The sequence below is a fragment of the Halalkalibaculum sp. DA3122 genome, from assembly GCF_043951865.1.
In the GTDB taxonomy this organism is placed as follows: domain Bacteria; phylum Bacteroidota; class Rhodothermia; order Balneolales; family Balneolaceae; genus JAMQKA01.
The window spans coordinates 137,116-150,593 of sequence record NZ_JBINJF010000005.1 but is presented as its reverse complement, the minus strand read 5'-3'; the positions used below and the strand labels follow the sequence as shown (position 1 = coordinate 150,593).

The window sequence follows — 13,478 nt, the reverse complement described above, 5'->3', positions numbered from 1 at the left end:
ACCAATCACAGTAAATAGAGCATTATGTCGGATATCCAGACCGATGGGTTGACTGAAGAGGAAATTGAAAAACTACATCGCAAGACGGTGAAAGAATTGCGAGAACTTGCCCGTGAACAGGGACTGAAGTCTATAAGCGGATTGCGCAAACAGCAGCTCATTGACAAGATTAGCGAGACAGCCCGCGAGCAGGCGGAATCGATGCCTGACGCAACCTCTTCGGCCAATAAAAATGATGATGAAGAGATACAGCACACCCAACCCTACAAGAAAAATTCTGACGACAACGGCAGCAAAAAAAGCCGAAGCCGGTCCCGGAGTAATTCGAGCTCAAAATCGAAATCAAAATCGGGCGGAGGCAAGAAGAAAAAGAGTGTGCACGATATTCTCCCCGAGTCTGACGCCCCGACGCTACAGGAACGAATAGAGGAGATACGCCCGGGGCTGGGTCCGTATCTTATCAACGAGGGCACCCTTGAAATTTTGCCGGACGGATACGGGTTTTTGCGCTCAGTGAACTATAATTACAAGGCCAGTCCGGATGATATCTATGTCTCTCCCTCCCAGATAAAGCGGTTCCGCCTGAAACAGGGCGACTGCGTGATCGGCATCATTCGTCCCCCGAAAGTGGGAGAGCGCTATTTTGCCTTGCTGCGCGTTGATGGTGTTAACGGCAAGATTCCGCACGACATGGACAACCGGGAGGATTTTGAAGACCTGCTGCCGATCTATCCGAATGAACGGTACAAGCTGCAGTACGATCCCCAGGAGTATACCACCCGTATCATCGATCTATTTGCCCCGCTCGGTAAAGGACAGCGGGGATTGATCGTTGCACAGCCGAAAACGGGAAAGACAACCATCCTGCGAAATGTGGCCAACGCTGTCAACAAAAATGCGCCGGATACGAAGGTCATAATCCTGCTTATAGATGAACGGCCGGAAGAGGTCACCGAGATGGAGCGCAATGTGGAAAATGCCGAGGTTGTGGCTTCTACATTTGATGAACGGCCTGAAAATCATATCGGACTGTCGGAAATTGTCTTTGAAAAAGCGAAACGGCTCGTAGAGAGCGGCCACGATGTATTGCTGCTGATGGACTCCATCACCCGCCTGGCGCGTGCTTACAACATCTGTGCCCCTAACACCGGCCGTACGATGTCGGGTGGGGTAGACTCGGAAGCTCTCAAGGCCCCGCGCCAGTTGTTCAGCTCGGCCCGAAATATCGAAAATGGCGGCAGCCTCTCTATCCTGGCAACCGCGCTGGTGCAGACCGGTTCCCGCATGGATGACCTGATTTTCGAGGAATTCAAAGGTACCGGTAACATGGAGGTGGTTCTGGATCGAAACCTGGCCGATCGGCGTATCTTTCCCGCAATGGATATTTTCAAGAGCGGGACCCGCCGTGAAGAGCTTATTGTGCCCGAAAGTGAACGTGAAAAAGTGGTGCTGCTGCGCCGCTATCTGAACCGCATGAATGCCAATGAGGCGATGGAATTTCTGCTTGACAAGATGAAGGGCACCAAAGACAACGAGGAGTTCCTGATTTCCATGAATAAATGATCGTCCACGCATAACATCGGCGAACTGTGTTAGAAGTTGCTGGTTTCGCGTCAAATCCTGGATGCAGCCGTTACTGGCATAACGCGGATAAACACCGATCATGCCGATTTACGCAGACTGCATGGTAGAACTACTATTTCGTGGTGCTCTGCATTCCGCGATGAGAGCGTTCGACTGCGATAATCTAAGGGCAGCATTGACAAAATTGTGGGTTTCTCCTTCAAGTGAAGGAAGCGGACCGCTCAATTTTCTTCCTTCAGCACGTATTTCCTGTCATTCTCATCCTTGGCGAGCACCCCTGCTTTTGAGTAAAGAGAGTGATAGAACAGCAGGTGGGCATTCTCCTCACACCCTTCCTGCAGGAGTTGAAGTTTTCGTTTTTTTGCCTGGTTGGGATGGATGTCGACATGCCGCATGGCGTACCTGTTGAGATGCGCTTTACTTGGGAGCAGGTCGCCCAGGTAGTAGGCCGCCTCCCCCTGGTCATGAACCCGTATCACCTGGTGCCCGGGCGTATGTCCACCTGTCCAGATCGCATCGATCCCCGGCACAATGGCTGCATGTTCCACGTCCAGTAATTCGAGATAGTCATCAGCAAACAGGCGGTACAGGTCATCCGGTTTGTATGTGGCGCCTTTCCCGGCAGCAGTTGGTTTTCCTGCGTGTGTAATGGCATACTCCCATTCCCTTTTTTGCAGGTAATAGGTGGCATTGGGGAATGTGGGCTGCGTCAGGGCACGGTCGTCGGTATATGTAGATCCCGCTGCATGATCATAGTGAAGATGGGTAAGAATCACATGGGTAATATCTTCAGGAGCAAGCCCGAATATTGCCAGGTTCGTAACGGCGTTTGATACCTCCGGGTACCTGCTTCCGGCGTCCAGCCCCCATCCCAGACCGGTATCCAGCAGTATATGCTGCTCGCCGGTGGAGACCAGGACCGGGTTGATGCCCACCGTCGTTGAGACCTCCACCGGCAGGTCTACAGCGGGACCGGTCTCTTTTTGGGACAGCTTGTTGAAAGCGCCGTCGTCAAAAATTTCAAACTGTCCTTCACTAAGCTGTTCTATCGTAAAACGACCGACCTTCATGGCATTACTGGATATTTAGTGCGTATGGAAAGAGTAACAACGGATCGCCTTTTCCATATCTAAACAACGCTTTGAGCTTTTCAGTTTGCTCGTATTCAGGAAGCAGGGAATTCCCGAGCAGTGATTTTGCCTTGGCCTGGGCCGAACTCATCAGCAGTTCATAGAAATCTTTGGCTTTTGGATAGGTGACGAGCTGGTAGTCCGATATCTCCGCCTTTTCGGCCGCAATATTCAGCGCCTCTTCCATTCCCCCCAGCAGGTCCACCAGGTTTTGTTCCAGCGCATCTTCGCCGGTCCACACCCGTCCCTGCGCAACGGCATCGACTTCCTCCAGCGTCATATTTCGTGATTCCGCTACTTTTGAGATAAAAATCCGGTAAAAATCATCCGTGAATTGCTGGTAGGCTTTCCGCTCGGTTTCGGTGAAGCCGCGCGTAGGATTCAGCCAGTCTGCGTACTGGTGCGATTTAACCTGGTCGAAGGTGATACCGAGCTCCTCATTCCAGAGCTGCTTGGTATTGAATTTTGTGGAAAACACGCCGATGGAACCGGTCAGGGTCGTCGATTCCGCGACGATCGAATCCGCAGCCATCGCAATATAGTACCCGCCGGAGGCAGCCACAGGCCCCATGGAAGCAATCACAGGAATCTCGTTGGAGAGCTCGCGCAGCTTGTTCCATATAAGGTCCGAAGTGCTGCCGGACCCACCGGGGCTGTTGATGCGCACGACTACCGCTTTGACATCTTCATCCCCGCGAATATCCTCCAGCTGTTCTTCAAAAAACGAAGCCGTTATATACTGCTGGTTGTCAAAGGGAGCATTCGCATTTACCCCGTAGACGATGGGTCCGTTGGCATAGATAACGGCAATCTTATTGTTCGTAGAGTTGCGCTCAATTCCCGCCGTGCCCGGGGTTACACGGTAATAACGGTTGTTGGAAATGGTTTGCAGGGTACTGCTCTCTTCCACTCCCATGCGTTTTTTGATCAGTTTTTTAAGGTCATTGGGGGAGAGTAGCGAGTCGATCAGGCCCTGCTGGTGCGCCTTTCGGGTCAGCAGGCTGGGAGCATCATTCATCAGCGTGTTTATTTCGCCGGCGGACTTCCCCGTCTTTTGACTTACAGCCCCCACAAACGTACTGCTCACATCCTGAATGATCTGTTCGAGCTGGTAGCGACTCTCCTCGGAAAGCTCTTTCTGGTAAAAAGGTTCTACCGCCGATTTATACTTTCCGTGACGCGCAATCTCGGCCTCGATTCCGATCTTTTCAAACAGCCCCGCATAAAATGAGACCTGGGAATAGAAGCCATCAAACTCAAAAAAGGACTCCTGCGGAGAAAAGACGGAATCTGCGGCGGATGCCAGGTAGTAGCCTTTCTCATTATATCCGATATCGGAGGTGCTGGCATATACGAATTTGTCGGTACTGTCGCGGAACGTGCGGATCAGGCGGTGTGCCTCCTCAAGATTAGCCCAGCCCTCGGAGACGGCGTTAATCTCCAGCCATACGCCTTTTATGTTGTCGTGCCTGGCGGCTTTGTTCAGGTTCTCCCGAAGTGACTGCAGCGATACTTTTACGCCCCCCTGGGTGGAAAAAAGTTCATCAAACGGGTTGCTGGACTGCTGGGCCGGAAGAGAACCCTGCAAGTTTATTTTAAGAACGGTATTATCACGTACGTAAGGTTCTGGCTGCTGGGTACTGCTGGAAAGCGTGATAAAGAATACCACGAACAGGATGAACACGGCGATGAGAAAGCCCAGTGTAGAGGCGATCAGGGTTTGAAAGAACTTCATATTGCAGAGATGATTTGTGAGTATTGAAAATTATTGGAGGCTTGTGCAAAGCTGTGCAGCAATTTTGAACGCCGAAATCAAATATCCGTATGAAACGGAAATCGGATATGTAAAACTCTAGATGCGCTCAAAATGAGGTACTCAACGTTTTGCAGATCCTTCGGTTGATGCAACACGCATTACATGATATAAGTTGACTGATGTTATAAAAAGCGAATATATATTACAATGAGCAATTACGATGTGATTTTGATCGGATCCGGCCACAACGGCCTTGTTACGGGCTGTTACCTGGCAAAGGCGGGGTATTCCGTGCAGGTGCTGGAGCGTCGGGAAAATATCGGCGGGGCCGTGTGCACCGAAACAATGTTTCAATCCGAGGAATACCCCGGGGGATTCCGAATGGATGTCGGGTCGTCGGTACATATTATGATTCATCAAACCGGGATTGTCGAGGAACTGGAGCTGGAAAAATATGGGCTGGAATATATCGAAATGAACCCGATCATGTCTTACCCCCTGCCGCCCGCACAGTCGGAAAAAGGGGTGATTCATTTCTACAGGGAGCTGGATCGCACGCTGGAGTCGATCGCCCGGGTGGCACCCGAAGATGTTGAGAACTACCGGAATTTTGTGGAGTTCTGGGGGCGGGTCAACCAGGGCGTGCTGAAGGCGTTTATGGTTCCGCCTACCGGTAAAAATATTGTAAGTGAGCTGATCAAGGGACAGGTTCGAAATGGATCGATGTTTAAAAAAGGGGAGCAGGCCGCGGGACTCCAGAAGATCTTCAGCAGCTACGGCAAGGTGGTGGACGACGCTTTTGAAAATCCCTGGCTGAAGACCGCACTCATCTGGTTTGCAGCCCAGTCGGGTCCCACGCCGGACCACCCCGCTACGGGTGATTTTGCCGGCTGGCAATCGATGTTGCACCAGAGTGGAGCCAGGCACCCGAGAGGGGGCAGTGGGATGCTCACCCGGGCGATGGCCAACTATATCGAGGCCCACGGAGGGACTGTTCAGACCGATGCCCCTGTCGCGGATATCATCATCGAACAGGGCCGGGCAACAGGAGTAAGAACCCGGCGGGGAGAGGAGTTTTTTGCCGATGTCATTGTCTCTAATGCGCATGTCCAAAAAACAATGATGGGCATGGTGGGCCGCGAGCACCTGGATGCTTCTCTGTATGAGAAAGTGGAGAATATCAACGTGGGCAACGGCTTTGGAATGGTGATTCGTTGTGCGGTGGAAGAGCTGCCCGAATACAGCGCCAGCCCCGGAGATCCTGATATCCACAAGGGAATGCAGCTGCTGGCCCCCTCCCGGCAATACCTGAAGAATGCCATTGCCGATCACACGCGGGGTGTCCCGCCACAGGATCCGGCAGTGCTTGCCATGACATTTTCTAAAATTGATCCGGATGTCGCGCCCGACGGAGGGCACACCCTGTTTGCCTGGGCTCAGTGGCACCCGTATGAGCTGAGTAACGGGGAGCACTGGGACCAGATCCGGGAACGGGAAGCCCAAAAGATATACGATGTCGTTACAGGGTATGCTCCCAATATGAAAGGGAAATTAATTGACTGGTATATTCAGAGTCCCCTGGATATTGAGCGCAAGCACGCCATGCCGCGGGGCAATGTGATGCATGTGGAGATGAGCTTTGACCAGATGTTTATGTTTCGCCCGATCCCGGAAATGAGTGAATATAAAACCCCGATCGAGAATCTGTACCTGTCTAGTGCTTCCTGTCACCCTGGCGGGGGGGTGTTCGGGGCCGCCGGGTATAACGCGGCACAGGTTATTCTGAAGGACTACAGGAAAGACAGATGGTTTTTCTGACGCTGCAGACTACCGTAAAAATGAAAAATGCCGAAGTAACTAACCTGATTTTGACATATTTATCTTAAGCAGAATACCTGTTTGCCCTGAAATGGCAAGAAAAAACAGTCCCTCCTTGAGGAGAGTGGGCCAATCGCGTGGCTCTCGCGATTGGTTCGGGAGGTGCAGGTCTAACATAGAGAATAACACCCCTCCCGCCTTGGGCGGCGCTCCCCTGAAGGGGAGATTAAGGGTCTGCCCCAAGAAATTATGAAAAAGCTTAAAGCTGGAACTTACGTTAAATAGATATTTTTTTGGAATTCAAGATGGCTAAAAAAGTTTCTGTGAACTCATTTGTTGAGGTGAATCTTTCAAAATTAAAGGACAATACAGAAGTACTGGCGCGCTACCTTTCTCCCGGTGTTAAACAGATGGCCGTGGTTAAAGCCGACGCTTATGGACATGGGGCAGTGCCCGTGGCCCGGGCCATTGAGGATCAGGTGGCGTGGTTTGCCGTGAATGATGTGGATGAAGGGATCGCTTTAAGGGAGGGTGGAATTGATGCTCCCATCCTGGTTTTTGGTGTTCCCACGGATGAGACTGCCCCGGCGTATCCAGCATATCGACTTACGGCGACCGTCAGCGACCTGGTGCATTTCGGTATTTTGCGCGGGGGTACACAGTATCACCTCAATTTTGATACCGGTATGGGACGACTCGGATTGGCAGAGGATGAGATCCCGCAGACGGAGAAGCTGGTGGAAGAGCGAAAATCGATCACCTGTACCGGAATTTACTCACATTTTGCCACGGCCGAGGCACCGGGGTCCGCTATGGCGGAGACGCAGCTTGAACGTTTTCGTACCATTTGCCGAAGGTTCAGTGGTGGTTGGATTGCACACATGGCCAATACCGGAGGAACTGTCTTCTATCCCTCTTCTCATTTTGATATGGTGAGAAATGGAATTGGTCTCTATGGATATGCCCCGGGGGATGCGCCCGTAAGGGAACTGCAACCGTGCCTGCGATGGGTCTCGCACCTGGCGCAGGTACGGCGGATTAGAAAAGGCGAAACCGTCAGTTACGGTGCCCGCTGGAAGGCGCCGGAGGACGGCTATATCGGTACTGTCCCCGTTGGCTATGAAGAGGGCATTCCCCGGTTGCTGACAGGAAATTTGGATGTCGCGATTGCAGAAACGAGATATCCTGTGGTGGGAACGGTGACCATGAATTTTATCATGGTCTACCTGGGTCCGTCAAAAATATATGAGACGGGAACGCCGGTCGAGCTGCTGGGACCCCATGCACAAACCGCTGACGAGTGGGCCCGGCGCAGCCAGACTATTGCATACGAAATATTAACGGGTATTTCCGAACGGGTCCCCCGAAGGCATGTAGCCGGCTAACCTGCATATTTTTGTCAGAATTAATGTTATAGGGCTTTGTAAAATCCTCGATTTCTCGTTCTGAGGGAGTTGCACTCTCGTTTACAAGATCAATAAGGTCGGTGGTATAACCCAACTCCCAGCAAAATAGCAGGTTCTGCAAAGATCCCTTTAAATTTCCTGGTGAAATGCAGGCTAGCCGTCAATTTCATCCAGTTCAATGTCATATATCAGGGTGTCGTTGCGTAAGTTGTAACCGTTGGTTCCCGGCCTGCTGTTTCCGTATCCGTAGCTGGGAGGTATGATCACCGTGCGTCGTTCGCCCTCGGACATGCCTATCACGCCCCTCCTGAATCCTTCGATCTGTTCCGATATGGCCAGTAAGCGCGGGGCGGTGTTCCCGTTGGCCCACGTGCTGGTGAAAACGGTCCCATCCTTAAGCCGTCCGGTGTAATAGACCGAAATCTGATCACGTTCGTTAACCTCAAAAATCCCATTTCCCTTCTCGAGAACATAAACCGCGATATCGCCGTCCGCAAGAGTGAAACTGCTGTCAGCCCCCGAGATGTCCCAGGGGGCGGGAACTGTTGAGAAATCCGGGCCCGATATGGTATCATTGTCCCCACAACCCTGAAATGCGATGAAAATAACGATGCCAAGGACAAAAGGGAGAAACGGTTTAGTAGTAATGGAAGATCTCATTAAATGTGTTAACAACTTTTCTTTGGATTCTAGCAACTGTTCATTTCGTACCGAAAGTAAGGGAATTAGTCTCCACGTGCTAATAACGCACACGGTCCGGGCGAATTATTCTTCTCCCCACGCCCTTCTGAGCTCTTTCTCTCGCTGGCGCACACCCATCTTGCTCACCCAGATCGAAAACTGGTACAGCAGCAGCAGGGGAATGGCAATAAGTACCTGGGAGACCGGATCCGGTGGTGTCAGGAAAGCGGAGAGTATAAAGCAGGTTACGATGGCATGCCGCCTGTATTCGCGTAAAAAGTCGGGGGTAAGCAGCCCGAATTTGGATAGAAAGTAACTGATGACCGGCAGCTGAAAGATTACGCCGCAGGAAAGGATCCACATGGTGAGCGAACTGAAATACTCATTAATGTCAAAATCGTTGTGGATGACATCGGCAATCTGAAACTGGCTGAAAAACTGCACGGCAAAGGGAACCAGTACAAAATAGCCAAAGCTGACGCCGAGCAGGAAAAACAGGCTTATAAAAGCAACGTTAAAGCGTGATTTCCATTTCTCGGTTGATTCCATGGCCGGTTCCACAAACGCCCACAGTTGGTAAAAGAATATCGGAGAACCGATAATGCCGCCCATCACAATGAGTGTTCCCCAGTAGGTAAAAAACTGACCGGGCAGTTTTCGGCTCTGCAGGGTCAGGTCTACCGCATCTATACCCAGCATTTGGTAAACAACAAAATCGGCCCGGGTCGGTCCCAGCATAATCTTGTTCACCAGGAAATCTCCAAAGATGAATGCGATTAACATACCAAACGCCACGCCTCCAAATCCTTTGATGAGATGCCAGCGCAACTCTTCCAGGTGCTCCAGAAATGACATTTCATCAGTGCGATCCTTCGGCATCGTGGCCTGTGGCGGATCGGGTGCCATAATTTCTCGGTCTTCCACAATATCTTACATTAAAAATTAAATTTGTTCTTCAAAAAACGGATGTTACTGAATAACCCGGACCAACTGTAACGTAGTCAGTGGTTATATTTATTTTCTGGGTATGAATAAGAGAGTTCAATTATTCAGAAACCTCCGGCAATTGCTCAAAATTACCAAAGAAACGGTCGAATCAATACCTCGTCCGGGATCGATTAAACCCTTTCGCGAAACCCAGCATAATTTAAATGCAGTAATCTGTAAAAGATTTAAATAGATGGTAATATTTTTAGATCTTAACAACATCAGATTCAAACGATACTCATATGCTGTGTTGCCAACTGTTGAACTGCTTGTTATACATCGTCAAGCCGTTCAACGGTGATGTTTGCCAACCGGCAGTGCAAAGATAGCTTTAATATGAACAATAAAAGAATGCGATTATGACTTTTGGAGCAACTGAAATTGTATTGATACTCGCGGTTATTATCCTGTTTTTCGGTGCACGAAAAATTCCTGAACTGGCCCGCGGTATTGGCCAGGGCATCAAGGAGTTCAAGAAGACTACCGAAACCTCCGAGCAAAAACCTGAGCAGTCAGTCGAGAAATAGCTGACCTGGTATTACGCGGTAACAAAGTCGTACAGCGGAAAACGGTTACATAGTTCCTGGACTTCTGATTTGACGTTCCGTTGGATTGTCGTGTCTTCAGGCTGCTGCAGCACCTTGTCAATTAGTTCTGCAATATATTCGAATTCGCCCGTACCCATTCCGCGCGTAGTCATTGCCGGGGTTCCGATACGGATTCCGGAGGTGACAAACGGGCTCTGGTCGTCAAAGGGTACCATGTTTTTGTTTAGGGTTATATTGGCTCGTTCAAGCGCTTCTTCAGCCTGCTTGCCGGTCAGCCCCTTGTTACGCAGGTCCACGAGGATCAGGTGGTTGTCCGTTCCGTCACTTACCAGGTTGTAGCCCATCTCTTTGAACTTGCGGGCAAGGGCCTGAGCATTGTCCCTGGTCTGCTGCTGGTACTGTTTGAAATCCTTTTCCAGTGCCTCCTGGAAGGCCACCGCCTTTGCAGCGATTACGTGCATGAGTGGTCCGCCCTGCGTGCCGGGAAAGACGGCCGAGTCCAGCACTTCACTCCAGTTTTTGGTACGGCCGGATTTCCGGGCGGTCACTCCCAGCGTATTTTCCCCGTCATTTCCCACCAGAATCATGCCGCCCCGCGGGCCGCGCAGCGTTTTATGGGTGGTTGTGGTCACCACATCGCACCAGGGTAGTGGATCGTTCAGCAGGTCGGCGGCGATGAGCCCGGCCGTGTGGGCCATATCCATCCACAGGTAGGCGCCCACTTCATCTGCAATTGCCCTGAATGCCTCGTAATCCAAGTCACGCGGGTACGCCGAAGCCCCGATGGATATCAGTTTCGGTTTCACTTTTTTGGCTTTGTCGCGCACCTTGTTCATGTCGATGCGCCCGGTCTCCCTGTCAACTCCGTAAAATTCCGATTTGTAAAGGAGTCCGGAGAAGTTGACCGGCGAACCGTGGGTCAAATGCCCCCCGTGCGACAGGTCCAGTCCGAGCAGGGTTTCTCCCGGCTCCATGAATGCCAGGTATACCGCGGCGTTGGCCTGGGCGCCTGAATGAGGTTGTACATTGACCCAGTCGGCCCCAAAAAGATCCCGGGCCCTGCTGCGGGCCAGCTCTTCAACCTGGTCTACAAATTCGCAGCCGCCGTAATAACGCTTGCCGGGCAGCCCTTCCGCATACTTGTTGGTCAGGGTCGATCCCATCGCTTCCATTACGGCACGCGAGGCGAAATTTTCAGAGGCGATCAGCTCCAGGTTGTCATTTTGTCGGTGACGTTCTTGATCTAGCAGTGCAAAGATTTGAGAATCTTGATCAGAAAGTGATTTCATTAATCGTCTTTTTCGGTTAGCGAATGTATTTTGTTGACGCGGCGTTCGTGCCGGCCGCCCTCGAAGGTTGCATCCAGCCAGGATTGCAGAATTGAGCGCAGTTGCTCCTCGTTGAGTTCGCGACCGGGAAGGCAGAGAATATTGGCGTTGTTGTGCTGTCGGGTCAGGGCCGCAGACGCCTCGTTATATGCCAGGGCTGCCCGTATATTTTTAAATTTGTTGGCTGTCATGCACATGCCCTGGCCGCTTCCACAGATGAGGATGCCCTGCTCGTGCTCCCCGGAATCGACCTTTTCGGCCACCTGGACCGCAAAGTCGGGGTAGTCGACCGAATCGTCGGAGTGGGTGCCAAAATCAACCGGCATGTGTCCCATCTCTTCCAAAATTTTAACGACAGTTTCTTTGGCCTCATACCCTGCATGATCACTGGCAATCGGGATTATCATCAATATCACCTGCTGGCTTGGTTAAAATTTTAGTTCCGTAATATCTTGAAAATATTATTCACTGAAAAGGAGGGAATGTTGAATATCAAAACAGGAATAATGATTTTTTAAAATTTAAGTGTTTTACGGTCTTCGGTTGTCTATCGGCCGCTGGTCAGGGCATAGACCAGGATGTTGGTCCCCATCTGCAGTGCTTTTTGCCGCAGCGGTTCCGGGTTGTTGTGGACTTCCGGGTTGGCCCATCCGTCCGCCAGGTTCGATTCATATGTGTAGAAGGCCACCATCCGCCCGTTCCGGAAGAGCGCAAATCCCTGGGGCGGTTTATTGTCGTGTTCATGGACTTTGGGCAATCCCTCCGGGAAGTCGAACACCTGGTGATATATCGGGTGGTCGAACGGCAGCTCCACCAGCTCCTCGTCGGGATACACCTGGTCGAGCATCTTCCTGAAATTGTCGTCCAGCCCGTAATCGTCATCAATATACAGGAAGCCGCCGTTGTCGAGATATTCCCGCAGGTTGCGGGCTTCAGCCTCGTTGACGGCGATGGTGCCGTGGCCGGTCAAAAAAGCAAACGGGTACTGGTGGAGATCGCGGCTGCCCAGGGCCACATCGTCGTACTCGGGATCCAGCGTAACGGGGATCTGCTGGTTGGCAAATTCAAGCAGATTCCTGAAGGCCGATGGGTCATTGTACCAGTCGCCCCCGCCGCGGTACTTAATGCGTGCCATCGGGGTGCCTGTCTCAGACTGTGCGGGTGCCACGTGCGGGAAGCCGGTAACGAAAAAGATGCTGATCGAAACTACTATGATTTTCTGGATCATGCGGGTTGCCGTTACGCCTTGTGGTTTGATGCTGGTTTTAATGTAAGTATAACTCGGAGAGTGTAATAATTATTATCGTTTTACAAGAGCTTTTCTCTATCCCGGCAGATAAGGAGGATCAATTTCGTTCAATAAACACTTCAACCGTATCGCTGGCCAGGCTGCCAAAAATGCCGATGCCGCCCTCCAGGTTGTAGATGATATTCTGCAGTTCGCCGGGAGGGAGTGTGCTGCCCCCGGTCTGTACATCCTGGGAGCGATAAAAGTCATACATGTTATCGTCAATAGCGCTTGCGATGATATAATTTTCTTCATAAAAAGCGACGGCCAGCCAGGGCAGCCGCAGGGTTAATGTCCCATCCTCGTTCTCTTCGTAATTTTCTTCATTCACAATTCCAGAAGAGTTGGAATAATAGCCGGCGATCTCCTGGTCCTGGTTGTTGACCTGGTCGGCGTAGAAGGGCGTTAGGTTTTCGACGGCAGGATTCCCCGCTTCCACCGTAAAAATGAAAAATGCCTGCCGCCCGGGGTACGCACTTCTCGTGGTATTTATGGTGATCTGGTTCGGATCCTGGTAAGTGATTCTGTCTTCAGTGGAATTTTCGGCCTTAAAAGCCCCGGGAATGCGCGTGGTGCCCTCGATCTCTTCGACAGAGTTGCTAAACGTGACGTGCAGCTGATATGTTCGCCCGGGCAGGACCTTGTGAGGGTTACCGGTTTCATATATTCCATTTGACCGGCGCCTGAAGGAGAAGCGATCTTCGACGGTTTCGCCCGACTCGTCCAGCAGGCGGATCTCGACATCGGCATCATTGACGGCGGCGTCGTTGAAGTTGTATCGCTGGTCGACCGGAACCGTCCTGGAAATACGGACCTGGGGCAGCGTGCGGTTGGCTACCAGGTACGATTCAACTACATACTGCTCCTCAAACTCATCCTGGGGGTAGAGTTCGCAGCCCGCGGAAGCGAGGATAAAAAGGATAAACGATGTTAATGCGAGGTATCTGAACAT

12 protein-coding genes are annotated in these 13,478 nt (G+C 51.4%); 4 read left to right on the top strand and 8 right to left on the bottom strand.

Going from position 1 to position 13,478, the window contains the following annotated elements; genetic code table 11:
• Positions 1-24 precede the first annotated feature (24 nt).
• Positions 25-1,563: a transcription termination factor Rho gene (gene rho / locus ACG2F4_RS05240; protein ID WP_395259158.1), complete on the top strand. Its 1,539-nt coding sequence runs from the start codon at positions 25-27 to the stop codon at positions 1,561-1,563.
• A gap of 242 nt (positions 1,564-1,805) precedes the next feature.
• Here rho and ACG2F4_RS05235 read toward each other — a convergent pair whose 3' ends face one another.
• Together ACG2F4_RS05235 and sppA are read right to left on the bottom strand one after the other, a co-directional pair.
• On the bottom strand, positions 1,806-2,654 hold the full coding sequence (locus ACG2F4_RS05235) for an MBL fold metallo-hydrolase (RefSeq protein WP_395259157.1): 849 nt from the start codon (positions 2,652-2,654) through the stop codon (positions 1,806-1,808).
• Positions 2,655-2,658: 4 nt separating this feature from the next.
• Entirely contained in the window at positions 2,659-4,449 is a 1,791-nt protein-coding gene (sppA, locus tag ACG2F4_RS05230; RefSeq protein ID WP_395259156.1) for a signal peptide peptidase SppA, read from the bottom strand.
• Positions 4,450-4,677: 228 nt separating this feature from the next.
• On the opposite strand from sppA, the gene ACG2F4_RS05225 reads away from it, so the two are divergent.
• Both ACG2F4_RS05225 and alr read left to right on the top strand, forming a co-directional pair.
• Entirely contained in the window at positions 4,678-6,288 is a 1,611-nt protein-coding gene (locus tag ACG2F4_RS05225) for a phytoene desaturase family protein (RefSeq protein WP_395259155.1), read from the top strand.
• Positions 6,289-6,611: 323 nt separating this feature from the next.
• Positions 6,612-7,673 carry an alanine racemase gene (gene alr / locus ACG2F4_RS05220; protein ID WP_395259154.1) on the top strand — a complete coding sequence of 354 codons (1,062 nt, stop codon included), beginning with the start codon at positions 6,612-6,614 and terminating at the stop codon, positions 7,671-7,673.
• A 174-nt stretch (positions 7,674-7,847) separates the two neighbouring features.
• On the opposite strand, the gene ACG2F4_RS05215 is transcribed toward alr, so the two are convergent.
• Both ACG2F4_RS05215 and tatC read right to left on the bottom strand, forming a co-directional pair.
• Positions 7,848-8,354 carry an FKBP-type peptidyl-prolyl cis-trans isomerase gene (locus ACG2F4_RS05215; protein ID WP_395259153.1) on the bottom strand — a complete coding sequence of 169 codons (507 nt, stop codon included), beginning with the start codon at positions 8,352-8,354 and terminating at the stop codon, positions 7,848-7,850.
• Between the two features lie 105 nt (positions 8,355-8,459).
• Complete coding sequence (gene tatC / locus ACG2F4_RS05210) at positions 8,460-9,299, bottom strand: twin-arginine translocase subunit TatC (protein ID WP_395259152.1); 840 nt, start codon at positions 9,297-9,299, stop codon at positions 8,460-8,462.
• Between the two features lie 422 nt (positions 9,300-9,721).
• Here tatC and ACG2F4_RS05205 point away from each other — a divergent pair, with 422 nt between their 5' ends.
• Complete coding sequence (locus ACG2F4_RS05205; protein ID WP_395259151.1) at positions 9,722-9,889, top strand: twin-arginine translocase TatA/TatE family subunit; 168 nt, start codon at positions 9,722-9,724, stop codon at positions 9,887-9,889.
• An 11-nt stretch (positions 9,890-9,900) separates the two neighbouring features.
• On the opposite strand, the gene glyA is transcribed toward ACG2F4_RS05205, so the two are convergent.
• The 4 genes from glyA to ACG2F4_RS05185 form a co-directional block, all read right to left on the bottom strand.
• Complete coding sequence (gene glyA, locus ACG2F4_RS05200) at positions 9,901-11,199, bottom strand: serine hydroxymethyltransferase (protein ID WP_395259150.1); 1,299 nt, start codon at positions 11,197-11,199, stop codon at positions 9,901-9,903.
• Positions 11,199-11,645: a ribose 5-phosphate isomerase B gene (gene rpiB / locus ACG2F4_RS05195; RefSeq protein ID WP_395259218.1), complete on the bottom strand. Its 447-nt coding sequence runs from the start codon at positions 11,643-11,645 to the stop codon at positions 11,199-11,201. Before rpiB ends, glyA begins: the two co-directional genes overlap by 1 nt.
• A 140-nt stretch (positions 11,646-11,785) precedes the next feature.
• Positions 11,786-12,466: a DUF4159 domain-containing protein gene (locus tag ACG2F4_RS05190; protein WP_395259149.1), complete on the bottom strand. Its 681-nt coding sequence runs from the start codon at positions 12,464-12,466 to the stop codon at positions 11,786-11,788.
• A 118-nt stretch (positions 12,467-12,584) separates the two neighbouring features.
• Positions 12,585-13,478, bottom strand: coding sequence for a DUF4249 family protein (locus ACG2F4_RS05185; RefSeq protein WP_395259148.1), 894 nt, complete (start codon positions 13,476-13,478; stop codon positions 12,585-12,587).